The sequence below is a fragment of the Prauserella flavalba genome, from assembly GCF_003202235.1.
In the GTDB taxonomy this organism is placed as follows: Bacteria; Actinomycetota; Actinomycetes; order Mycobacteriales; family Pseudonocardiaceae; genus Prauserella_A; species Prauserella_A flavalba.
In genome coordinates, this window is record NZ_MASU01000017.1 from 1 (window position 1) to 23988 (window position 23988).

Here is a 23988-nt window from a genome sequence, read left to right on the forward strand (position 1 = left end):
TCACTAGTGCACCCTCTTCCGTGCGGGCCCCTGGATGGGGCTTGTGGTAGGAACTAGGCGGAAGTCGGGGTGACGGCTTGGGCTGGTCGCCCTTTGTGGGCCTTCATGACACTGCCGCCCCCGGCTTCCCCGGAACCGTGAAGCGATGACAAAGGGACGCGCGATCGAGCGCCGGTTAGTGACCACTCTGCTGTCGGTTCCCTTGCCTCCGTCTGGCTCCTGCCCTGGACTACACGCAGGAAGGCGACCCGGTTGTCGCAGCAGGATGGGCCACTGTTCTTCGTGGGGATCGACTGGGCGGGGGCTGAGCATGCCGTGTGCGTGCTCGACCACACCGGCAAGAAGATCGCCGCGTTCACCATCGATCACACCGCCGCCGGTTTCGGCCGGCTGGCCGCCAGGCTGGGCAGCCTCGGCCCGGCCGAGCAGATCCCGGTGGCGATCGAGCGCCCGGACGGGCGCCTGGTGGACGCGCTGCTGGAGGCCGGTCACCCGGTGCTGCCGGTCAAACCGAACGCGATCAAGACCTGGCGCGAGGCCGAAGTCCTCTCCGGCGCCAAATCCGACCCCGGCGACGCACACGTGATCGCCGACTACCTGCGAGTGCGGATCCACCGGCTGCGCCCCGCCGCACCGTTGTCCAGTCACACCAAGGCACTGCGCACCGTTGTGCGTACCCGTAGTGATCTTGTCGAGGCCCGTATAGCGGCGACCAACCAGCTCGCCGCATTGCTGGACGCGCACTGGCCAGGCGCCAAGGCCATCTTCGCCAACATCGAGTCCGCGATCGCCCTGGCGTTCCTGACCCGCTATCCCACCGCCGTCTCGGCGGCCTCGTTGACCGAGAAGCAGCTGGCCGCGTTCTGCGCCAAACAAGGCTATTCGGGCAGGAAACCCGCCGCCGTCCTGCTGGCCCGGCTGCGCTCTGCCCCGGCCGGCACGCTCGATCCCGTGGTGTCCACAGGAGTCCAGGACGCCGTGCTCGCCCAGGTCGGCATGCTTACCGCGCTCAATACCGCGATCAAGGCCCTGGACCGCTCCATTGCCGAGAAGATGGACACCCACCCCGACGGCAAGGTCTTCCGATCCTTTCCCCGTGCGGGCACCATCAACGCCGCCCAGATCCTGGCCGAATGGGGCGATTCCCGCGCCGCGTTCGACCACCCCGACGCCATCGCCGCACTGGCCGGGATCACGCCCGTCACCAAAGTCTCCGGCAAACAACGCGGCGTGTCCTTCCGCTGGGCCTGCAACAAACGCCTGCGCCTGGCCATCACCACCTTCGCCGACAACAGCCGCCACTCCAGCCCCTGGGCCGCCGACATCTACAACCGAGCACGCGCCTCCGGCAAGGACCACCCCCACGCCACCCGCATCCTGGCCCGAGCCTGGATCCGTGTCCTCTGGCGCTGCTGGCAAAACCACACGCCCTACGACCCGGCCCTGCACGGCGGCGCCCAACACCGGATGAAACAGCCGACCGCAGCCTGACTTTGATCTTGAGGTTGACACAAGGGGTGTCATGAGCCGAGCTCCTTCGGGTCGAGGTCCGGCCGCAACCCGCGCCAGGCGGGCGCGCGCAGCCTGCCGTCCTCGGTCCAGTCCTTGAACACGACTTCGCCGACCAGAGCGGGCCGCACCCAGCGGGCGCCCTTCGCGCGTTCCCTCGGGACCTCGTCCGCGAACGGCGACGACTTGCGTTCGAGCTTGCGCAGCCGCTTCAGCAGGTCGCGCAGCATGTCCTCGGTGAAGCCGGTGCCGACCTGTCCGATGTAGCGCAGCCCGCCGTCCTCCGGCAGCCCGAGCATGAGCGAGCCGAACGTGTCCGAGCGCTTTCCCTCGCCCGGGCGCCAGCCGCCGATCACCGCGTCGAGCGCACGCAGGTCGGTGATCTTGAGCCAGTCGGTGCTGCGCTGGCCCGGCGTGTACGGCGAGGCGGCGCGCTTGGCGATCACGCCCTCGAGCCGTTGCTCGTCGGCGGCCTCCACCACGGCGGCGCCCTCACCGGAGAAGCTCGGCGACAGCTGCCAGTGCGGTCCGCCGAGCTCCAGCTCCTCCAGCAGCTGCCTGCGTTGTGCGTACGGCAGGCGTACGCACGAGCGGCCCTCCAAGTGCAGCAGGTCGAACACGAGGTAGGTCACGGGTTGCTGTTTCGCAAGATGCCGCGCCCGCTGCTCGTTGGCGTGCATGCGTGCCTGTAGCGCCTTGAAGCTCGGCCGCCCGTCGCGCAGCGCCACGATCTCGCCGTCGAGCCACACCTGCGTGCTGCCGAGCTGTTCGCCGAGCCCGCGCAGCTCGGGGTAGGTCGCGGTGATGTCGCCGCCGCGCCGGGAGAACAGCGTCGCCCTGCCGCCCTCCACGCGCGCGAGCGCGCGCACGCCGTCCCACTTGAACTCGTACGCCCAGTCGTCGTCCTCCTCGGCGGGCGGCAGCGTGCCGGTGGTCGCGAGCATGGGCGCGACCAGTTCCGGCAGCGGCTCCCAGTCCGGGTCCCGCGGCGGGTCCTTGCGGATCACCTGCCAGTCCTCGCCGCTCGCGAAGAACACGTACTTGCCCTCGACGCGGCTGCCGTGCAGGACGATCGACACCTCGCGGTCGGACCACTTCAGCGTCTCGTAGTGGCCGCTGTCCCAGATGAACATCTGCCCGCCGCCGTACTCGCCCTTCGGGATCTCCCCGGAGAACGTGGCGTATTCGAGAGGATGGTCCTCGGTGTGCACGGCCAGCCGCAGTGTGCCCGGCTCCGTGGGCAGCCCCTTCGGGACCGCCCACGAGACCAGCACACCGTCGCGTTCGAGCCGGACGTCCCAGTGCAGGCGGCTGGCGTGGTGCTCGTGGATGACGAACGTGTCGTCGTCACCACGAGGCACCACGTCGCCGTCCGGCAGCGGTTCCGGCGTGCGCCCCGCACGCCGTTTCCGCCGGTACTCGTCGAGCTTCGACCCCATGACAAGGGTCTACCCGATCCGAACGCTCAGGTCACCCGGTGACGGACTCGACGAGCACGATGCCGCTGCCGATCCGCAGGTCGTCCGGGGTGCGGACGGTGACGAGACCGCGCAGGACCCGGCCGTCGGCGGGCTGCCCGGTTGCCGTGACCGTGCCGGGAACCGTCCACGTGGTTCCGGTCGGCCTCGGCGCGTCGGCGTCGGTCACAGCGATCGTGCCGAACGCCGGGTTCGCGAACAGGTCGAGGTAGTCGTACTCCGTGGAGCCCGAGGGCACCGCGTAGCCGTCGACCTCGACGCGCCACGTCCCCGCGGCGGGGTTGCGGATGGTCACCGACTCCTCGGAGTCGCCGTCGGCGCTGTAGTTCGCCAGCGAGCACGTCCCGCTCGTGCAGTTGTAGACGTACAGGTCGAGGTCGGCGCCGCCGTCGGCGGTGTTGCCGATCGTCGCGGTCAGTGCCGTCGAACCCGGGGTCACCTCGATGTCGTAGCTCTGCAGCTCACCCTCGGCGACGGACGGCCTGGCCACCCGTGCGCTGTCGAGCGGGCCGCCGGTGAGCCGCCCGGTGAACTCGCCGAGCGTGCTCGTCACGGTGTACTCCCGCTCGATCGGCGTGCCGAGCTGTGCCTGTGCGATGACGTCGGGGTTCGGGCTGATCGTCGTGCCCTGCGCGGCGATCGTCAGCGACCAGGGCACCTCGGCCGAATCGGAGGTGCGCCTGGCCTCGACCACGATCTCCCACACGCCCGGCATCGGGTCGGTCACGGCGCGGCTCGTCGGCGAGCCCGTCGGGCAGCCCGCACCGGCGTCGGGGTTGTAACAGTTCGTCGACGACGTCGGGTCGACGGGGACGCCGGTCGGGTCGTAGCGCAGGAACCGCACCTGTCCGGTTCCCGGCTCGGGGCCGCCCGCCGTCATGCCGACCTGCAGGTTGCTCGTGCCCTCCGGTACCCGGACGAACACGCTCTTCGCCTGGTTGCGCTGGATCGTGCCGGACGCCTCCACCACGTAGCCGCCGGCCTCGGTGAAGTCCTGCGGCGCGAACACGGTGTTCATGGTCTGCACGTCGATGCCCGTGGTGCGCAGGTCGTCCAGCCGCAGCAGCGCCGAGTGCGTGCCCGCGGTGCGGGGGTTCACCCGGACGTCGAACGTCACGGGCCGGTCGAGCGGCAGCCGCACCGAGCGGGCGGAGGAGAACGTGCCGTCGTTTCCGACCCAGCTCACGCGGTAGCTCACCGGGCTCGCGGGACCGGTCGTACGCGTGAACGTGTACGTCCGCGTGTACGCCTTGCCGATGGTCACGCCCTCCCGGTCGTGGATGCCCACACCGGTGTTCGGGGTCTGCAACTGTCCGGAGAGGACGGTCGAAACCGGCACCGACGTGGTGACGTCGTGCACGCCGGGGCCGCGAAGCGCCGTGAGCGCCCACAGGGTGTCGATCAACCCGGCACCCTGCGCGTTGGCGTCGACGCCGTCCACGAACCGCGAGGTGGATGTCAGCGCGGAGCGAAGCGCGGTCACCGGTGGCCGCTTGCCGCCGTGCAGCGCCTTGTAGGCGCTCACCAGCAGCGCGGCCGCGCCGGTCGCCTGGGGCGCCGCCATCGACGTTCCGTTGAACATGCCGTACCCGGCGGGCAGCTCGTACGTGCCGGGCACCGGCTCCGGCGCCTGCCAGCGCGGGATCGAGGAGATCGCCGCGCCGGGTGCGATGAGGTCGGGCTTGAACCCGCCGTCCTCGCGGGGACCGCGCGAGGAGAACGGGTGCAGCGACTCGGCGACTGGCGATTCGGAGCCGTAGTTCGACAGCCACGTGTCGTCGGTGATGTAGGAGCCGACGCTCACCGTGTCGGTCGCCACGGAGGGGTCGCCGACGGAGTTCGCGCCCGCACCGCTGTTGCCCGCCGAGATGAACAGCTGCACGTTGTAGGTCTCGATCACGCGGTTGTACAGCTCGGCCCGCGCGTTGTTGCCGTCGTTGAGCGCGGGCAGGCCGCCGATCGAGATGTTCACGACATCGGCGCCGTTCTCGGCGGCGTAGACCACGCCGTCGATGAGCCCGCTGGACGTGCACGACGGCGTGGAGAGGCACACCTTCACCGACATCAGCTTCGCGCCCGGCGCGGCGCCGTCCATGCGGCCGCCGAAGAGATCGTTGCCCGCGGCGATGCCCGCGACGTGGGAGCCGTGCGCCGCACCGGCGACACCGATGTTGACGTAGCCGGCCTTGTCGGTCTGCACCACGAACGCGACGCGCTCGACGACGCCCGTTGCCGGGTCGTCGGCGCCGAAGTAGCCGACGTCCTGCCGCACCTTGTAGTCGATCATCGACTTCTCGTCGGTGAAGTCACCGTCGCCGTCGAGGTCGACCCGCACCTGCTTGGACGTGGTGTCCTGCAGCACGCCGTAGCTGTCGGAGCGGTCGCCGTCGCGGTTGATGTCCCCGCCGGTCTCGCTCGCGGCGGTACCCAGGTCGCCCGCGATCTCGGAGAACACCCCGAAGCTGAAGGTGCCCACGGGCGCGGTCCACTGCCTGCCGTTCGCGGTGAACGTGCCCGAGTAGGTCTGGCTCGACATCGGCACCCACGTGCCGTCGCCCGACGTCGGCGAGTTGGCCGTGTACCAGTCGACGATCTTGCGCTGGCCCGTGCTCGTCCGCGCGAGCGCCGGGTGGTCGAGGTCCACCCCGGAGTCGAGCACGGCGACCGTGGTGCCCCGGCCGTCCCAGAACGGGAACGTCCTGCCGAACTGCGCGGCCTTGGTGTCGCCGGTGGGCAGGTAGGGGTTCACCCTCGGCGTGTTCTCGTCCGGTGCAGGCTGCGGCGTCGGCTCGGTCGCGCCGACGGGAGCGGGCTCGTCACGCGCGATGAGCCCGTCGACGTCCACCGCGTCCACCGACTTGAGCTTCGGTGCGACCTCCGCCTGTCCGATGGGCACGGTGACCTTGAGGTAGTCGAGTTCCTCGTTCGCCGAGCCGACCACACCGCCGATCGACTCCAGCTCGCCCGCCGCGGCGTCGGCGCGCCCTCGCTGCGCCGCGACCAGCAGGGTGACCTGGGAGCGCCCGGCGTCCTCGGCCTGTTCGAGGAGGGTCAGGTCCTCCTGGTCGAGGACCTCCTCGTCGCCGGGTGGCGGCGGTGCCGGTGGTTGTGCCAGCGCCTGCGGGACGCTGAATCCCAACGTGCTCACGGCCACGATCAGTCCCGTGATGCCGGCCCGCTTCAACGAACGTCTTCCGCTCAACTGCCTCGACCTCCCGCCAGCGCGATGCTCCGAGCATCTGCGTGAGGCTCACAAACGTTTCACATCCGGGTGAATCGGGCCGAAAATCCCAACTTTCGTAGGGTTGGGCGACAAGGGCGTGTCCTCGGGACACGGGACGGGTGCGTTCGAAAGGATGTTCGACGGTCCAACCGTCCCCGCCCCACTGGAGGATCGCCCGCCCATGATGGGTCGTACCCACGCGCTCACCGGCTGGTGCGCCGGACTCGCCGTCGCCCCCTTCGCCGGGGTCACCACGCTCGCGCAGGCGCTGGTGTTCGCCGCGACGACGGCCGGTTTCGCGCTGCTGCCCGATCTCGACCACCCCGGCGCGCGGGCGTCGAAGCTGCTCGGCCCGCTCACCGGAGGGCTGTCGTGGTTGCTGCGCAAGGCATCGGCCGGGCTGTACGCGGTCACCAAGGGGCCGCGCGACGAGCGAGGCAAGGGCACCCACCGCCATCTGTCGCACACGGTGCTGTTCGCCGTGGCGCTCGGCTTCGCCACATCGGCGGGCACCGAGGCGGGTGGGCCTTGGGCGGTCGCGGGCGTGGTCGTGTTCGGACTGCTGCTCGCGGAGGACGCGCTGGGCGACTGGCTGCTGCCCGTGTCGGGCGGCGCGGTGGTGTGGTGGGTCTACGAGAACAGCTCCAACGCCCTCGCCGAACTCGACGCCGTCACCGGGCTGCTCGGTATCGCGGTGGCGCTGGGCTGTTTCACGCACTGTCTCGGCGACGCGGTGACCGAGTCGGGCTGCCCGTTCCTCTTCCCGCTCCCGATCGCGGGCGAGACATGGTACGAACTGCGCCCGCCGAGCTGGCTGCGCTTCCGCACCGGCAAGGGCTTCGAGAACGGCTTCGTGTTCCCCGCGTTCGCGGTGCTGGCGGTGCTGCTGATCCCCGGCGTGTGGACGGCCGTGGTGGGCTTCGTACAGGACGTCCTCGGTGGCACCACCGTGGAGGCCGACAGCTAGGCCAGCCACGCCAGCATGCTGCCCCGCGACCAGCAGCGGCCCACGGCCTCGGCGCGCAGGGCCGACTGGTCGAACAGGGCGAGACCGATGATGCTGTGGCCCGACGCGTGGCGATCGCCGAACGTCGGTATCGACGGTGCGACACCGACGCCCTCCGCCGACACCCACGCCACCGCGCGGCCGGTCGCCGCTTCGTCGAGTCGGTGCAGGAACCGCAGGCGGCTCTGGAGCGACAAGCTCGACAGCGCCCACGTTGTGGTGACGACCGGCAGTGCGTCCGAGGGGACCTTGGCGAACGCCTCTGGCAGCACCTCCACGGCGTCACCGCGCAGCAGCAGCGGAGGCGCCGACGCCGCCAGCTCCAGCTCCGCTTCGAGCCGCGCCGCCCGCTCCCGCTGATCCGGTGCCAGACAGGCACGCAGCCACCGGGCGTCGTCGGCGTCGGTCACGTCGAGCGGATCGACGTCCACGCCGACGCGGGCGACGACCTCGGGCAGCGGCAGCGCCGGAACGCGCCGGCCACCGACGATCGAGCACGGCACCCGCACGGCCGACGACGGGTCGCCGAGCGACTGTCCGTTGCCATAGCTGATGTCGACGCGATCGACGTCGAGGTTGAACCCGGCCGAACAGCCCACGTCGATCAGCCCGACCGCGTTCGCACCCGCCCTGCGCGCCGCCTCGGCGATGGCCGGATACAGCACGGCGTGGTGTCCGGTCTCGTCGGCCCGCGCCCGCCGTCGCGTGGCGATGTCCACCACCGAGCCGATCCCGTGCAGCAGCGCGCCGATCGCCGCACCGGCGGCGGCGTCACCGTCCCCGGCGGCGTAGGCCGCGGCGAGCTCCGGCGCCTGGCCCGAGAGGACGAGGTGGTGCAACGCGGCGAGGATCAGCGTGGGGTGCCGTCTGCGCGCGGGCACCGTCTCGATGGCGCGCAGTGCCTCGGGCGACTCGCTCAGCGCGACGGCGACACGCTCGTACAGCGGCGAGATCCTGCGTGCGTCCACCTCGCCGAAGCGCCGGTACGTCTGAGCGAGTCCGCCTGCCATTCCGGTGATCCTATTCGGGATCGCCGTACGCGTTCGCGGATCGGCCTACCGCGGTACCTCGAGGACGAAGAACAGGAAGCACGGCTTGGTCGCAAGGTCACGGAACGCGTCGGGGAACAGTTCCCGGGCGTCCGGGTCGGGCAACGGCTCGCTGATGACGGAAAGGCGGAAGCCGGCCGTGGCGAAGGCATCGGTCATCGCGTGCAACGGCCTGCGCCAGAACCTCATCGGGACGGTCTGCCCGCCGAACGCCCAGTCGAAGGCATAGCTGCTGGTCGCGAAGTAGTCGGGCCGGGGCTCCCGGATCGAACGCACCGTCGTCGAAGGGCAGGCGGTCGTTCAGGTCGGCCACTTGCAGGGCCACCTCGTCACCCAGCGTTCGCCTGGCCAGCTCCAGCATCCCGGCGCTCGCGTCGATGCCGGTGACGACCGCGCCGCGGTCGCGCAGCGCCGCGGACAGGGGACCTGCGCCACAGCCGGCGTCCAGGATCCGGCGGCCCGCCACGTCTCCGGCGAGGGCCAGGATCGCGGGCCGCTCGTAGTACGCGTTCACCAGGCTGTCGCCGGTCTCGGCCGAGTACGCCTCGGCGAAAGTGTCGTAGTCGTTGACCCGGGCTTCGCGTGTCATCCTCGCAATCTAGTGGTCACCTAGGTGTCGTGACCTGACACGTTGTTGTCAGGCGGCGAGCCTGCTGATGGGTGGTCGGCCGCCGAGGGCGGAGTGGCCGCGTTGAGTGTTGTAGTGGTGGAGGAATCGGTCAAGGCCGCGACGGCGGGACGTGTTGCTGGTCCAGGGTCGGGCGTAGGCCCATTCGTTGAGCAGGGTGCGGTTGAAGCGTTCGGCTTTGCCGTTGGTCCAGGGGCAGCCGGGTTTGGTGAAGCGGCGTTTGATGCTCCAGGCCGTGCAGACCCAGCCCCAGTCGGTGCCGCGCCGGTAGACCAGGGCGTTGTCGGTCAGGACGCGGCGCACGCGGATGTTGTGGGCGGCGAACCAGGCCAGCGCGCGGTGCAGGAAGGCCGCACAGGTGTGGTCTTTCTCGTCGGCGAGGACCTCGCTGTAGGCCAGGCGGGTGTGGTCATCGATCGCGGTGTGGACGTAGTCGTAGCCGATCTTGGTCTTCTTGTGGCGGTTCGCGACCGATACCTTCGCCTCGCGCCCGTGCAGTCGCCACCCGCCACCGGCCGGGATCCGGCCCAGTTTCTTCACGTCCACGTGGATCATTGACCCGGGTGTGCGGTGTTCATAGCGGTGGGGGCTGCACCGCGAACCGCGTACCGGCTCGCCGGTAATCGGGTCGATCGCGGCCAGGTGCGGCACGGCGTGGCGGGCCAGGATCCGTCCGACCGTCGACGGGTTGAGACCGAGCTCGGAGGCGAGCGCGACCGCGCCGCGACGGCGGCGTCGCCGCGCGGCCAACACCCGCTGCTCGACCCATTTCGGGGTGCGAGTGGGCATCCGCCGCGGCCGCGACGAACGATCACCCAACGCGGCGTCGCCACCCTCGGCGTAACGGCGCACCCACTTGTACACCGTCGCGCGCGACACCCCCAGCTGCTCGGCCACGTGCGCGGCCGGCCACCCGGCAGCGACACGCTCAACGATCAGGCGACGAGCGAACACATTGGTACGGGCATTAGCGTGAGCCATCGAGGACCTCCTGCGGGTGAATGCCAGACACATCCACTCCGCCAGGAGGTCCTCCCACGTTCAAGCAGGCGCGCCGTCAACAACCTCCCGGGTCACGACACCTAGGCGTTCGCCCGGCGCAGGCGTTCGGCGGCCTGTGCGCGAACGGCGTCACCGCACACCGGCGGGTCGCCGTGCAGGGCCTCCCAGCGGGCGTTGTGCACGGCGGGCCACAGGCTCGCCGCCCACGCGATCTCCCGTTCCTCCAAGGTGAACCGGCGGCCCCGGAGATCCTGGTACGCCGCGAGGAACGCGGCGGAGCTCTCGACCGGCGCCAGCGTCGGCGGCGAGGCGCTCGCGAACGCTCCGCTCGCCGCACCCGCGAGTGCCGCTTCCGGTTGCCACGCCAGGCTGTCCCAATCGTGCACCGCCCACACCTCGCCGTCGCGCCAGCGGAGGTTCTGCGCCTCGAGGTCGGCGTGCCCGAGCACGCGCGGCAGGCCGGCCGCCAGCAACCGCCTGCGCGCCCGTCCGGCCGTGCCGACGACGAACCCGGGCACCGCGTTCTGGTCCCGTTCGTCGAGGAACCCGATCGCAGGCCACAGGCCGGGGCCGGTGTGGTCCCACCGAGCCCACCGCGGATTCGGCAACGGCGGCGCGACGGTGACGTCGGCCAGCTCGGCCATCAGCGACGCGAACACCGCCGCGTACCGCGCGGCGACGTCCGGCGAGTCGCCGCGCAGCAGCTCGCCACCCTGCCGGAACTCCTCGGCGTGCACGGCGAGCCCCTCGACCCCGGTCACGGGCGTGAGCGGCCGCGCGCACGGAAACCCGCGCTCGGCCAGCGCGGCCTGCGCGGCGACACACGACGAGGCCCTGCCGTCGTTCTCCCTGGCCTTCACCACGACAGCGCGTCCGCAGGCCAATCGCAGCCCGAACACGGCGGAGCTGCTCCGCACCGCGAACAGCACGCCGACCGGCTCGTGGCCGAGCTTGCAGGCGCACCAGCCCGGCAGCCACTCGGGGAGCTCCTCCAGTGTCACGGTGCCGACTGTGCCACGCCGGGCGTTCCGGTGCTCAGCACGCCGGGTCGCGGCCGCCGGCTCACCGGTACACGTGCTCGGGATGTGGGTGGCTGAGGAAGTCGTGATGCGAGATCTCCCAGCCGTAGGCGCCCGCGTGGCGGAACTCCAGCACGTCGCCCGCGCGCACCTCGTCCACCACCACGTCGCGGGCGAGCACGTCCTTCGGCGTGCACAGCTCGCCGACCACCGTCACCGGTTCGCCGCGCACGCCGGGCCTCGGCAGCGTCGCGGGCCACGCCTCGACGTGACGGACGCCGAACGGGTGGCTGTGCTGCCACGACACCGGTAGCCGGAAGTGATGGGTCCCGCCGCGCACCAGTACATAGTGGACACCGTGGTTGCGTTTGACGTCCAGCACCTCGGTCAGGTAGCTGCCGCACGCGGCGACGAGGAACCGCCCGCACTCGAAGTCGATCTCCCGCCAGTGCGCGGGGAAGGTGCCCACCAGCCTGGCCAGGCCGTCGGTGAACCGGGTCCAGTCGAACTGCGCCGTCAGGTCCGCGTAGTTCACGCCGATCCCGCCGCCGACGTTGACGACCTCGCAGCGCACCCCGAACGCCTCCTCCCAGCTCGTGATCTTTCGCCGGTAGAGGTCGAGCATCGCCAGATGCGCCTCGGGGGAGAGGTTGTTGGACAGCGAGTGCAGGTGGAACCCCGCGAACGCGACGCCGGGCAGCTCGACGGCGGCCCGTACCGCTTCGGGTAGCCGTGCCTCGTCGATGCCGAACTGTGTGGGGCGGCCCGCCATCGCGAGCGTGGCCTTCGGGAACGGGCCCGCGAGGTTCACCCGCAGCAGTACCGCGGCCGTGCGCCCGAGCCGCGTCGCGGCCTCGGAGATCCGGTGCAGTTCCAGCACGCTCTCCACGTGCAGCCGCGTGACCCCGGCCGTGAGCGCCTGCTCGATCTCGCCCGGCGTCTTGGCGGGACCGCCGAAGAGCACCTCACCGTCCGGCGCCACGGCCCTCGCCTTGGCGAGCTCGCCGCCCGAGGCGACCTCGAATCCGGCGGCGAGCGGAGCGAGCGTGGCAAGGACCGGCTCCGCGCTGTTGGCCTTCATCGCGTAGAACATGCGGCAGCGCTCCGGCAGTGCGGCGACGACCTTGCCGACGTGCTCGGCGAGCGCGCCGAGGTCGTAGACGTACCGGCACACCGGCTCCGGCGCGGTCATGCGCGCGCCAGCGGGTTGGGCACGCGGTGCAGCCGCAGCTCCGTGTCCGGCAGCAGGCGGCGTGTCGTGAGCTTCTCGACGGTGACCTCGGGCTTGAACACGTCGAACAGCGGGTCGCCGAAACGCTCGTGGTGCTCGCGCACCACCTCGCCGATCGTCGCCCAGAAGTCGCGTTCGGACAGTCCGTAGGCGTCGGCGAGGAAGATCGCCAGCTCGCCGATGTTGACGAAGAAGAACGCGTCGAGCAGGAAGTCGGCGACGAGCTCGGGGTCGCCGGTCTCGACGAAGGAGTTGCGGTTCCGGTGGTACGGCGGCGTTCCGCGCAGCGGCGGGCACAGCGGAGGGTCGGCCAGGTGCTCGCGGGAGAACCGGATGCCGTCGTGGAAGTCGCGCAGCGCGACGCGCGTCGGCAGGCCGTCGCGATGCAGCAGCACCATGTTCTGCGCGTGCGATTCCAGCGCGATCCCGTGGCGGCACAGCAGATGCACGAGCGGCACCACGGCCGCCTCCGCGAGCCTGCGCACCCAGCACCGCAGGCCGTGCTCGCGCACCCAGGGGTCGAGAAAGGGTGTCCCGTCGCGTTCGCGGGCCGTGAGCGCGGTGAAGGGTGCCGCCTGCTCGCCGGGATCGAGGAATGGGTGCAGGCTCTCCCGCCAGATGCACGCGAGTGTGCCGTAGCCGTCCTCGCGCAGGAACTCCGCGGCGGGCTCCGGGGTCACGGCCGTGCCCATCACCTCGCCGAGCAGCACGGTGCGCAGTTCCCCGCTCAGGAAGGGATCCGATTCGGCGATGCCCCGCAGCCAGTCGGAAACCAGCGGCGCGTTGTGCACGGTGTGCGGGGCGAGCACCCGGCTGGTGGAGGTGTTCACCAGCGACATCGCGAGCTTGAGGTACGGCCTTCTCGGATCATTCACACAGGACAGTGTGCGGATCGACTGCTGGGGAAGGAACTCATGCGGGTCGCCGCCGAGTACCACCAGCTCGCCCGAGCGCAGCTGTCCGGAGAACGCCCTCGCGACCTGCTCGCGCCATTGCCACGGGTGCACGGGCACAAGCGTGTATTCCGGCGCCGGTGCCGTGACGGCCTTGCCGAGCTGGCCGCGCAGGAAGGCGTGTTCCTCGATCGTCGCCGACGTGGTCACCTCGGTGATCTCGCGCCGCGCCGCGAGCCACAGTGGACGGAACGGGCGGGCGAACTCGGGGCCGTAGGCGAGGTTGTCGGCGACACCGAAACCGATACGGGACTTGTACGCCGGATGGTAGCGGTGCCCGTCGGTGACGCCGGCCTCCAGCGTGTCGAAACCGGACCCGGAGAGCGAGCCCTCGCGGCAGTACTGGGCCAGTGCGTCGTTGAGCAGCGTGTGTTCCAGCTCGCGGGCGAACCGGGCCAGGCACGCGGGATCGGCGTCGAGGCGGTCGGCGATCTCGCCGAGGAACCGGGTCACCGACTCCGGCTCCTCGGCGTCGCGCAGGACCTCGTCCACCGTCACGCGGTCGAAGGTGAACCGCCGCCGCGCCGTGAACGTGTAGGCGACCCCGGCGGCGCCGGCGATCGTGCTGTCGTCCTTGGTACGCACGGCCCCCTCGTAGAGCAGGGACTCCAGCAGCTGCCGCAGCAGCCTGCGCAGCACCGGCCGCATCGTCGGAGCCGTGAGCGCGCGCTGGACGAGGTCGTGGGTCATGGCAGCTCCCGCAGCGGGTTGGGGACGTCGACGTAGTACGGCCGTTCACCGCGGCCGGTGAAGCGGCTGAGCAGGTTGGCCTTGGCGGGCAGTGTGCGGCAGGCGAGCAGTTCCCCGGCCTCCGGCCTGCCCGCGAGGTGCTCGCGCGCGACCTGCCACAGGCGCTCCTCCCCGGCGCCGGTGTGCAGGCCGAGCACGTGCACCACGTGGCCGAGCTGGTTGGTCACGGCGTGGTAGCGCAGCCGCAGCCACGCCTCGGCCTCGTCGTAGAGCACCGGGCTGCCGGGCGTGACGAGCTCGAGCCGGGCCCTCGTGCGGCTCGCCGACACGCCCTCCAGATCGCGCACCCAGAAGCCCGCCGGCCAACCGTCCTCAAGACACAGCAGGGAGTTCTGCACGTGGGCCTCGAAGCTCACGCCGTCGGAGGCGAACACCGACAGCAGCGGCAGCAGCGACACGTCGAGGTAGCGGCGCAACCACTCCTCGGCGGGGCCCCCGAGTCGCGGCGGATCCTCCAGCAGTCCGGCGAGCACCTGGGGCGCCTGCCCGTTGCGGGCGAACGGGTTCTGCCGGAACAGCACGGCGAGGTCCGCGGCCAGCTCGTCGCTCACCACGCGCGGGTCGAGCGTGCGGTAGCCGCTCTCCAGCACCACGCCGAACCCGGCCCGTGCGGGCAGGCGTGCGGCGAGCAGGCTCGCGTCGGCCGCCCTGCGCAGGTGCTCGAGCGGGTTGTTGCGGACGAAGTTGGTGATGCGGACGTGCAAGGGCAGCTTCCACGACACCGGGAACTCCGGGTCGCACACGGTGCGCACCGACGAGGTCGGGTAGACCGGCCTGCCGAGGGGGCCCAGCGGCACGAGCCCGCCCTGGTCGACCAGCGCTGCGAACTCCGGCAGCCCACGCAGGTGCCCGGACTGCCACGGATGCACCGGCAGCGCCTCGTACCCCGGCGGGACGTGGGCGGCGACCTGGGCGGGCACCCAGTCGCCTGGCGCCACGCGCACGTCCACCACCAGCTCCCTCGCCACGGCGAGGTAGTGCGGCACGAACTCCGCACCCAGCTCCGGCGCGTACCGGCCGAGGTCGGCGTCGGTGAAGCCCTCGGCGCTCTTCGGCGTCGGATGGAACGGGTGACCGAGCAGGACGTTCTGTTCGGCGTGGCGGGTCAGCGCATGCGCGCCGCCGCCCGGCTCGCGTCTGCCGCGGTCGAGGTAGCGGGCCGTGCGGCCGACGCTGTTGCCGATCTGCGCGGCCAGCTCGGCCGCACCCGCGTGCCCCGTGGTGGCCTCCAGCTCGGCCAGCAGAGCCGCGACGAACCCGGCATGTCCCGGCGTGGTGTGCTCGGCGTAGCGGTGGTGTCCGCACGGCGAGCGGTGCAGCACCTCGGTGCGCAGCGTCCGGCCCGTCGCGGGCAGCCGCACCGACAGCTCGCCGGGTGCGACGTCGTGGACGCCGGTTTCCCGCAGGTAGGCGTTGAGCAGCCGGGTCCGCGCGGCGTGCTCGGCGGCTACGACAGCAGCGGGTTCGGCACCCTTCCCGTGTTCGCCGGCATGCTCACCCCCGCCGACGGGCCCTGGCGGAGCAGCGGCCGCAGCACCTGCCGGTGCGGCCACGTCGGCGAGTGCAGGAGCAGCCGCTCCACCTCCGGGGGTGGGTTCGTCCGGTCGAGGCTGGTGGCCAGTGCCGCGCGGAGCCGTTTCCACAGGAGCTTCTCCGTGATGCCGTAGTGCCGGGACAGTGCGTCGGCGATGCCGTAGAGGTTGACCTGCAGGCCCAGCGTCTGCAAGTAGCCGACGAGCGCCTCCGGTTCGTCGAGCACGAGCGACTGCCGCGCGCCCGGCTTGACGCGGTAGCCCGGCTCCTCCACCCCGGCCGCGCGCATCCACTGTGGATGGACGCGCAGCGTGTCGTGGTCGCGGAGCACGAACCGGGCGGGCCACCCGTCTTCCAGTGTCACGGCGACGTTCTGGCCGTGCAGCTCGGGCAGCACGCCGTAGCGGAGAAAGCCCAGCGCCACGGCGCAGAACGCCTCCGCGATGGCCGTGAAGAACGGCACCGGATCGCACTCCCAGCCGCTCGCGTAGAGAGCCGGGGCGGCGAACGCGCCCATAGGCACGGCGTCGGTGACGTCGGCCGGGTAGGTGCGCACCTGCGCGGCGAGGTGGCCGGGCCGGTCGGCGAACTCGTCGTCACCGGCCCAGCCGCACCAGGTGCGCTCGTCACACACGGTCACCAGCGCCGCGAGGTCCGGGTCGCACGCGAGGATCGTGCGCAGGGTGCGTTCCGCGCGCTCGCCGTTGTCGAGGTAGCGCGGCGGCAGCAGCCGGGCCGCGCCGAGCGTGGCGATGCCCAGCGGCAGCTTCACGTGCCTGGCTCGCTCTGCGGTAACGAGGGTGCGCAGCGACGACGTCGGCCGGAACCCGCCGAGCCCGCGTGCGACCGGACGGATGTCGCCGCGGGCCAGCTCGGCGGCGAACTCCCTCGGCAGCACGTGCTCGAACTGCCAGGGGTGCACCGGCAGCAGGTGGAACCCCTCGGGCGGTTCCGGCGCGGCCTCGCCAAGGAGCAGGTCGGCGAGGTCCCTGTCGCCGGAGCCGAACCGGAGGCGGTCGGCGCGCACGGCGACCCAGTCGAGCGGGAGCGGTTCGCTGCGTGCGGTGCCGTAGCGGGCGAGGTCGCTCGCCGACCAGCCCGCGGCGGCGCGCGCGGTGGGGTGGAACGGGCGGTTGCGGCTCGCCGCGAACCGTTCCCCGGCGAGCATCCCGAGCGGGCCGTCGATGACGCCGTGGTGCGGCGTCGCCGTCACCTCGCCGTGTTCGACGGCCGTGCGCAGGTCGCGGGCGACCTGCTCGGCGAAGGGCTCGCCGTGGGCGACGATGCTGATCAGCTCGCCGGGCGTGACCTCGGCGGAGCCGTGCAGCACCGGCCCGCCCGCGTAACGCACGGGCTGCAGCGCGCCGCCGTCCCGAACCCGCACGCGCAGCTCGCCGACCCGGTACCACTCACCGTCGAGCACCCCCTCGCCGAACCCGCCGACCCCCTCGCGCACGAGCGCGTCGACCAGGTCCCCCATCACCTGCTCGAGTAGTCCCCCAAGGCCACCTTTGTTGCGTTCAACGCAACAAAGGTGGCCTTGGGGGCTGTCGGGGTCGCTCAGTAGAGGGGCAGGCATGTGCCGATGTCCTGGGATTCGGCGCGACGGTAGACCTCGGCCGCGCACGCGATGTCCTCCACCGCCATCCCCATCGGGTTCAGCAGGATGATCTCGTCGTCCGTCTCGCGGCCGGGCCGGGCGCCGCCGATGATCTCGCCCAGCTCCGCGTGCAGCCGCTCCCGGGAGAACGAGCCCTCCAGCACCAGCTGGTTGATGATCTTCTTCTCCCGGTTGCTCTGCTCCCAGTCGTCCACGACCACCTTGTCGGCGCCGAGGAAGACGTCCTTGTGCACGTCCATGATGGACACGTTCGCGAGGAACGTGCCTGGCTTGAGCCACGAGAACGCGATGTATGGCTGGTCGGTGACGGTGCACGGCACCACGACGTCACCCGCACGCACGGCGTCCTCCGCGCTCGCCGCCACCCGCACCGACGCGCGCTCGCCCACGCACTCGGCCAGCGCGCGGGCGGCGTCCTCGCGCACGTCGTAGGCGTGAATCGTGGTGAGGGAGGGAAACTGCTGCAGCAGCGCGGTCACCTGCGTGGTGCCGATGACGCCGCAGCCGATCAGCGACACGTCCGTGAAGCCCGGCCGCGCCAGGTGCCGCGCCGCCAGGCACGTCACCGCCGCCGTGCGCCACGCGCTGATCAGCCCGCCCTCGAGAATCGCCACCGGATAGTTGGTCGCCGGGTCATTGAGCACGATCACCGCGCTCGCCCGCTCGAGCCCCGACTCCGGGTTGTCGTGCTTGCTGCCGATCCACTTGAGACCGGACATGCCCGCCTCGCCCGAGGCGCCGACGTGTGCGGGCATCGCGATGATCCGGTCGGCGATGTGGCCCTTGCCGACGCGCAGGTACGGCTTGAGCGGCTGCACCGTCCGGCCCTGCGCGTGCGCGACGAGCGCCGAACCCAGCGCGTCGACGTACAGGTCGGAGTGGTCGCCACCGACGGCGGCGACGTCGCCGCGCGTGAGGTAGCGGATGCGGGGTTCGGACATGTGGGTGCTCCTCAGTCGTTGTCGCGGCGGGATTCGGCTGCGGCCAGCCATTCGTCGTCGTAGACGAGGTCGAGATAACGGTCCCCTCGGTCGGGGAAGATCGCCACCACCCGGCACGGCCTCGGCAGCGACGGCAGCGTGCGGCGGATCGCGGCGACGACGGAGCCCGTGGAGCCGCCCGCGAAGATCCCCTCCGTGGCGAGCAGTTCCCGGCAGCCGTGCGCGGCGTCCACGTCGTCGATGTGCACCACCTGGTCGATTTCCCCGGGGCTGCACAGCTCGGGCACGCGGCTGGAGCCGATGCCGGGGATCTCCCGGCGGCCGGGAGCGCCGCCGAAGATCACCGAGCCGACGGCGTCGACCGCCACCACCCGCAGACCGGGGAAGCGCTCGCGGAGCCTGCGCGAGCAGCCGAGGATGCTGCCGGTGGTGCTCACCGCGGCGAAGAGGTAGTCGGGAGGGCGTACCAGCTGCTCGGCCAGTTCGGCGCCGGTGCCGTGGTAGAACGCCTGCCAGTTGCGGTCGTTGGCGTACTGGTTGACCCACACGGCGTCGGGGGCGCGCGCGAGGAGCTCCCGCACCCGGCGGAGGCGGCTCTGCAGGTAACCACCTGCGTCGTCCACCTCGGACACCAGCTCGACGTCGGCGCCGAGCCGGTGCAGCAGCGCGAGGTTGGCCGTGGTGGTCTTCGGGTCCACGACGCAGGTGAACCGCAGGCCGTGCACCCTGGCTGCCACGGCGAGGGCGATCCCGAAGTTGCCGGAGCTGCTTTCGATGAGCCTGGTGCCCGCCCGGATCGAGCCGTCCCGCAGCCCGCTCTCCACGATGTAGCGCGCCGAGCGGTCCTTCATGCTGCCGCTCGGGTTCAGCAGCTCCAGCTTGGCGACCACCTCGGCGCCGGGCTCGGGGAAGAGGCGGCGCAGGGCGACGACGGGGGTGTTGCCGACACAGTCGAAGACGGATTCGCCGACGGACTCGGCCACGGACGAAGCGGCGGTCACTGAACTCCTCGGCTCGGCAGGTCGAACGCCTGTAAGGCAAGTCTTACCTTACCGACGCGGTCACTGTCGATGAGGGTACCGACACCCGCCGTCACTGGACAGGGTGGTGCCCCGGGGCGCGGGCTACCCGGGGCACCACCAGATCGGCGTGGACCTGCGGTCAGCCGCCGGTCGAGGCCGCTACGTCCTCGTCCTCGTCGTCATCGCCCGCGAGCCAGTCGTCGTCGTACACGTCGGAGGGCTCGGCCTCCGCGTCGTCCGCGTCGTCCGTGCTCGCCCACGTGCTGCTCGACGACGCGCCATCGGCGCCGGCCGCCGCGCTCTCGGTGTAGTACGCGGCGTCGTCGCCGTCCGCACCGGCGTAGGTCAGGTCGGAGGCAGCGCCGTCGGCGCCGGCGTACTGGCTCTGGGTGACGTACGAGACGCCCTGTTCCTCGCTGCCCGATCCGGCTGCCACCTGCTCGGTCGCGACACCGTCGGGGCCGACCACGGTCGTCTCCGAGCCGTACTCGTCGGCGGAGGCCAAGCCGGCTGCACCGAACGCGAGGGGGAACGCCAGGGCAGTGGCGACCATGGTCCGTCGAACCGTGCGCATGAGATGATCCTTTCTCTGTGTTCGCACAGGGATGGGACCTGGTCTTCATCGCTTTGCCTGGCACCGAAGGCCAGGTCCCGTTTTCCTTCCGCGAGACTCGCCGGAGCCTCGGATCTCTTGCTACCCGGCGTCTCCGTTCGCTAACCGCCAGTTCCCGCCGGTGTCCACTGTGTTGGTGACCCCACGCAGGCAGGCGAGCGGACCCCTCGGCGGCGAGTGGTGCCACGGCCTCGGAGAGGCCCGTTTTCACGCGTGTCGGGCGATACCACCCGATCAGTGAGCGGGCGCGTGGCCGGAGAGCGGGTCCTCAGGGCTCGCGGCGGTCGATCACCCGGCGCATCTTGCCAACCGAGCGCTCCAGTGTGCCGGGATCCACCACGGCGACGTCGACGCTCACGCCGACGTTGTCCTTGACCAGCGCCACGATCTCGTCCGCGGCGGCCTTCCTGCGCTCGGCCGGCGCTTCGGGCTCGGCCTCGACGTGCACGGTCATGTGGTCGAGACGGTCGCGTTTGGACAGCACGAGCTGGAAGTGCGGGGAGAGACCCTCGACACGCAGCACGACCTCCTCGAGCTGCGTCGGGAACACGTTCACTCCGCGCAGGATGATCATGTCGTCGGAGCGACCGGTGACCTTCTCCATCCGCCGGTGCGCGGGCCGCGCGGTACCGGGCAGCAGCCGGGTGAGGTCCCGCGTGCGGTACCGGATGATCGGCAGGGCCTCCTTGGTGAGCGACGTGAAAGTCAGCTCGCCGAGCTCGCCGTCGGGCAGCACGGTGTCCTCGAGCGGATCCACGACCTCCGGCAGGAAGTGGTCCTCCCAGACGTGCAGCCCGTCCTTGGTCTCCACGCACTCCTGCGCGACACCGGGGCCCATCACCTCGGAGAGGCCGTAGATGTCCACGGCGTCGATGTTCATGCGGCTCTCGAGCTCGGCCCGCATCCGCTCGGTCCACGGCTCGGCGCCGAGAATGCCCACCCGCAGCGCCGTCGAGGCCGGGTCGATGCCCTGCCGCTCGAACTCGTCCAGCAGTGTGAGCAGGTACGACGGCGTCACCATGATCACGCGCGGCTCGAAGTCGGCGATGATCCGCACCTGCCGTGCCGTCATGCCGCCCGACGCGGGAACCACCGTGCAGCCCAGCTTCTCGGCGCCGTAGTGGGCACCGAGGCCGCCGGTGAACAGGCCGTAGCCGTAGGCCACGTGCACGGTGTCGCCGGGCCGCCCGCCCGCCGCGCGGATCGAGCGCGCCATGAGTGTCGCCCAGTTGTCGAGGTCGGTCTCGGTGTAGCCGACCACGGTGGGCTGGCCCGTGGTGCCGCTGGAGGCGTGGATGCGGCGCACCTGCGACTTCGGGACGGCGAACAGGCCGAACGGATAGTGGTCGCGCAGGTCGGCCTTGGTGGTGAAAGGGAACTTCGCGAGGTCGGCGAGCTCGCGGCAGTCGTCGGGATGGACGCCGGTCTCGTCGAACCTGCGGCGGTAGAACGGCACGTTGTCGTAGGCGTGCCGCAGCGTCCACTGCAGACGCTGCAGCTGGAGGTCGCGGAGCTCGTCGACGCCGAGCCGCTCTGCGGGGTCCTGTGTCATGTGACTTCCTTGTCGATGACTCTGCTGCGGCCGCGGAACTCGGCGATGACGGTGCGGCCCTCGGGACCCTCGCGGTGCACGGTGACGTCGTAGATGCCGTTGCGCCCGAACCGGGTGCGCTCCTGCGCGGTGGCGACGAGGTGGTCGCCGAGCCGGGCCGAGGCGACGAACGAGATCTCCGCGCCCGCCGCGACGGTCACGGGACCGTGGCTGTTGCACGCGCACGCGAACGCGGTGTCGGCGAGCAGGAAGACGTAGCCGCCGTGGGCGATGTCGTGGCCGTTGACCATCGTCGGCGTGATCCGCATCGTGGCGACGGCGTTCCCGTCACCCGCCTCCTTGAGCTCGATGCCGAGCGCCCTGGACGCCTCGTCGACGGCGAACATGTCGAAAGCAGCGTTGCCCTGCACCAGCCACACCCTTGCCAACTGACCGAATGGACGGTTAATACTGGGTTTGCCGAGCAGTCGGTGTCAAGGGAGAGCCGATGAGTGTGCCCGACGTCTTCGATCCCACCGTCTTCGCGCGCGGCCTGCCGCACGAACGGTTTCGCGTGCTGCGGGACACCGCGCCCGTGAGCTGGCAGGAAGAAACCGAGGTGCTCGGCTGGCCCGAGGGACCCGGCTACTGGGCGGTGACGCGGCACGCCGACGTCCGGCACGTCCTGCGCACGCCCGAGGTGTTCTCCTCGTGGCTCGGCGCCACGCAGATCCGCGACCCCGAGCGCGACGATCTCGCCTTCATCCGCCGCATGATCCTCAACATGGACCCGCCTGAGCATCAGCGACTGCGCCGCCTCGTCTCCGGGGTGTTCACGCGGCGCAGGCTGGAGCGCTCGGCCGAGCGCATCACCGGACGCGCCCGCGCCCTGCTCGACGCCGTCGCCCCGCACGGCCGCTGCGACCTGCCGGCCGACGTCACCGACGACTTCCCGCTCGCCAACCTCGCCGATCTCCTCGGCGTGCCCGCCGGGGACCGGGGACTGCTGCTGCGCTGGACCAACCGCGTGATCGGCTACCAGGACCCCGAGCACGCCGAGATCGTGCGGGGCCCCGACGGCAAGCCGGTGAACCCGCGCTCGCCCGCTCAGCTGCGGGACATGTTCGGGTATGCGCTGCGGCTGGCCGAGGCCAAGCGCGAGCGGCCGAGCGACGACCTGATGAGCGCGCTCGTGCGGGCCTCGGTCGACGGCAGGGCACTCGACGACGCCGAACTGCAGATGTTCTTCTTCCTCGTGGTGATCGCCGGCAACGACACCGTGCGCAGCGCGCTGCCCGGCGGGGTGCTCGCACTGACGGACCACCCCGGGCAGTACGAGCGGTTGCGGGCCGACCCGGCGCTGCTGCCGTCGGCGGTCGAGGAGATCCTGCGCTGGCATCCGCCCGTGCTGAGCTTCCGGCGCACGGCCACGCGCGACGTCGAACTGGGCGGCGCGCACATCCGGGCGGGCGACAAGGTGGTGGTGTACCACTGCTCGGCCCACTTCGACGAGCGCGTGTTCGCCGACCCGCACACGTTCGACATCACCCGCGAGCCCAACGACCACCTGGCGTTCGGCGACGGCCCGCACCTCTGCCTCGGCGCCCACTTCGGGCGGTTGCAACTGCGGATCTTCTTCCGGGAGTTCCTCTCGCGGCTGCCGATGGTGGAGCTCGACGGCGAGCCGAGGAGGCTGACGTCGAACTTCATCAACGGCATCACACACCTTCCGTTGCGCTGGCGTCCCGTTGTCCCTGGCCACGACGGCGCCTAGGGTCGGAGGATGAGCGCTCCGGCGAGGCCGAGGTCCCGTACGACCTTCCATCCGCTCACGGTCAGCGACGTCACGCGGCTCTGCGACGACGCGGCCGCGGTCACCTTCGACGTCCCGCCGGAACTGGCGCACGCGTACGACTTCCTGCCCGGCCAGTCCCTCACACTCCGCCGCACGATCGACGGCCGGGAGGAGCGCCGGTCGTACTCGATCTGCGCACCCGCGGGCGCGCCGCCGAGGGTCGGTGTGCGCGAGGTGCCCGACGGCCTGTTCTCGACGTGGCTCGTGCGCGACGTCCGGCCCGGCGACGTGCTCGACGTGGGCACCCCCACCGGGAACTTCACCCCGGACGTCGCGGTGCCCGCCCGCCACGTGCTCGTCGCCGCGGGCTCCGGCATCACGCCGGTGCTGTCGATCGTCGCGTCCGTGCTGCGCAACCCCGCCACGACGGTGACCCTCTTCTACGGCAACCGGCGCACCGACACCGTGATGTTCGCCGACGAGCTGGCCGACCTGAAGGACCGCTACCCGGCGCGGTTCGAGCTCGTGCACGTGCTCTCCAGGGAGCCGCGCGAGGTGGAGCTGTTCAGCGGGCGGCTCGACGCGGAGAAGCTCACCGAGCTGTTGCGGCTCGTGCCGGAGCCGGACCGGGTGGGCCACTGGTGGCTATGCGGGCCGTTCGGCATGGTCACCGACGCGCAGGACGTGCTCGAACGGCACGGCGTCGGCTCGGCGCGCGTGCACCAGGAGCTGTTCTTCGTCGACGAGGTGCCGCCCGATCCGGTGCGGCACGCCGAACCCGCGCTCGTCGGCGAGACGAGCGAGGTGACCGTGAAGCTCGACGGCCGCCTCACCACCGCGCTGGTGCCGAAGTCCACGGCCGTGCTCGACGGCGCGCAGCGCGTGCGCCCCGACCTGCCGTTCGCGTGCAAGGGCGGCGTGTGCGGCACGTGCCGCGCGAAGGTGCTGGAGGGGGAGGTCCACATGCGCCGCAACTTCGCGCTGGAGGGCGACGAGGTGGCGGAGGGGTTCGTGCTCACGTGCCAGTCCCGCCCGGTCACCGACACGGTGACGGTCGACTACGACGCCTGAGGCAAGATCGTCA

General features: G+C 71.3%; 19 protein-coding genes. 4 read left to right on the forward strand and 15 right to left on the reverse strand.

Annotated features, from left to right (window positions below; all coding sequences use genetic code 11):
- Window positions 1-252: 252 nt before the first annotated feature.
- Window positions 253-1491, forward strand: coding sequence for an IS110 family RNA-guided transposase (locus tag BA062_RS33520; RefSeq protein ID WP_110341530.1), 1239 nt, complete (start codon window positions 253-255; stop codon window positions 1489-1491).
- Window positions 1492-1520: 29 nt separating this feature from the next.
- Here the strand turns inward: BA062_RS33520 and ligD are convergent, their stop codons facing one another.
- On the reverse strand, window positions 1521-2948 hold the full coding sequence (gene ligD / locus BA062_RS33525) for a non-homologous end-joining DNA ligase (protein WP_110343160.1): 1428 nt from the start codon (window positions 2946-2948) through the stop codon (window positions 1521-1523).
- 31 nt (window positions 2949-2979) lie between these two features.
- The gene (locus tag BA062_RS33530) at window positions 2980-6144 is read right to left on the reverse strand and encodes a S8 family serine peptidase (protein ID WP_425452993.1); all 3165 of its coding nucleotides are present in this window, start codon (window positions 6142-6144) and stop codon (window positions 2980-2982) included.
- 247 nt (window positions 6145-6391) lie between these two features.
- On the opposite strand from BA062_RS33530, the gene BA062_RS33535 reads away from it, so the two are divergent.
- A complete protein-coding gene (locus BA062_RS33535; protein ID WP_110343162.1) occupies window positions 6392-7177 on the forward strand; it encodes a metal-dependent hydrolase in 786 nt (261 codons plus the stop codon).
- Here the strand turns inward: BA062_RS33535 and BA062_RS33540 are convergent.
- The 13 genes from BA062_RS33540 to paaI form a co-directional block, all read right to left on the reverse strand.
- Entirely contained in the window at window positions 7174-8226 is a 1053-nt protein-coding gene (locus BA062_RS33540) for a DUF2332 domain-containing protein (RefSeq protein ID WP_110343163.1), read from the reverse strand. The two genes, BA062_RS33535 and BA062_RS33540, sit on opposite strands and share 4 nt — an antisense overlap.
- Before the next feature lie 97 nt (window positions 8227-8323).
- Window positions 8324-8854, reverse strand: a complete 531-nt coding sequence (locus tag BA062_RS33545) for a class I SAM-dependent DNA methyltransferase (protein WP_425452987.1) — start codon at window positions 8852-8854, stop codon at window positions 8324-8326.
- A gap of 48 nt (window positions 8855-8902) precedes the next feature.
- Window positions 8903-9874 carry an IS481 family transposase gene (locus tag BA062_RS33550; protein ID WP_110340084.1) on the reverse strand — a complete coding sequence of 324 codons (972 nt, stop codon included), beginning with the start codon at window positions 9872-9874 and terminating at the stop codon, window positions 8903-8905.
- 101 nt (window positions 9875-9975) lie between these two features.
- Window positions 9976-10896, reverse strand: a complete 921-nt coding sequence (locus BA062_RS33555; RefSeq protein ID WP_110343164.1) for an aminoglycoside phosphotransferase/kinase family protein — start codon at window positions 10894-10896, stop codon at window positions 9976-9978.
- A 61-nt stretch (window positions 10897-10957) separates the two neighbouring features.
- Window positions 10958-12106: a type III PLP-dependent enzyme gene (locus BA062_RS33560; RefSeq protein WP_110343165.1), complete on the reverse strand. Its 1149-nt coding sequence runs from the start codon at window positions 12104-12106 to the stop codon at window positions 10958-10960.
- The gene (locus BA062_RS33565) at window positions 12103-13788 is read right to left on the reverse strand and encodes an IucA/IucC family protein (RefSeq protein WP_110343166.1); all 1686 of its coding nucleotides are present in this window, start codon (window positions 13786-13788) and stop codon (window positions 12103-12105) included. Before BA062_RS33565 ends, BA062_RS33560 begins: the two co-directional genes overlap by 4 nt.
- Window positions 13785-15401, reverse strand: a complete 1617-nt coding sequence (locus BA062_RS33570) for an IucA/IucC family protein (RefSeq protein ID WP_110343167.1) — start codon at window positions 15399-15401, stop codon at window positions 13785-13787. Before BA062_RS33570 ends, BA062_RS33565 begins: the two co-directional genes overlap by 4 nt.
- Window positions 15296-16861 carry an IucA/IucC family protein gene (locus BA062_RS33575; RefSeq protein ID WP_245960134.1) on the reverse strand — a complete coding sequence of 522 codons (1566 nt, stop codon included), beginning with the start codon at window positions 16859-16861 and terminating at the stop codon, window positions 15296-15298. The genes BA062_RS33570 and BA062_RS33575 overlap by 106 nt, the downstream gene beginning before the upstream one ends.
- 80 nt (window positions 16862-16941) lie before the next feature.
- Window positions 16942-17943, reverse strand: coding sequence for a 2,3-diaminopropionate biosynthesis protein SbnB (gene sbnB / locus BA062_RS33580; RefSeq protein WP_110343169.1), 1002 nt, complete (start codon window positions 17941-17943; stop codon window positions 16942-16944).
- An 11-nt stretch (window positions 17944-17954) separates the two neighbouring features.
- Window positions 17955-18944, reverse strand: coding sequence for a 2,3-diaminopropionate biosynthesis protein SbnA (sbnA, locus tag BA062_RS33585; protein WP_110343170.1), 990 nt, complete (start codon window positions 18942-18944; stop codon window positions 17955-17957).
- A 160-nt stretch (window positions 18945-19104) separates the two neighbouring features.
- On the reverse strand, window positions 19105-19539 hold the full coding sequence (locus tag BA062_RS33590) for a hypothetical protein (protein ID WP_110343171.1): 435 nt from the start codon (window positions 19537-19539) through the stop codon (window positions 19105-19107).
- Window positions 19540-19846: 307 nt separating this feature from the next.
- Complete coding sequence (paaK, locus tag BA062_RS33595; RefSeq protein ID WP_110343172.1) at window positions 19847-21130, reverse strand: phenylacetate--CoA ligase PaaK; 1284 nt, start codon at window positions 21128-21130, stop codon at window positions 19847-19849.
- A complete protein-coding gene (gene paaI, locus BA062_RS33600) occupies window positions 21127-21516 on the reverse strand; it encodes a hydroxyphenylacetyl-CoA thioesterase PaaI (RefSeq protein ID WP_110343313.1) in 390 nt (129 codons plus the stop codon). The genes paaK and paaI overlap by 4 nt, the downstream gene beginning before the upstream one ends.
- Window positions 21517-21617: 101 nt before the next feature.
- Here paaI and BA062_RS33605 point away from each other — a divergent pair, with 101 nt between their 5' ends.
- Both BA062_RS33605 and paaE read left to right on the forward strand, forming a co-directional pair.
- The gene (locus tag BA062_RS33605) at window positions 21618-22883 is read left to right on the forward strand and encodes a cytochrome P450 (protein WP_110343173.1); all 1266 of its coding nucleotides are present in this window, start codon (window positions 21618-21620) and stop codon (window positions 22881-22883) included.
- A 9-nt stretch (window positions 22884-22892) separates the two neighbouring features.
- A complete protein-coding gene (paaE, locus tag BA062_RS33610; RefSeq protein WP_110343174.1) occupies window positions 22893-23975 on the forward strand; it encodes a 1,2-phenylacetyl-CoA epoxidase subunit PaaE in 1083 nt (360 codons plus the stop codon).
- Window positions 23976-23988: the final 13 nt, after the last annotated feature.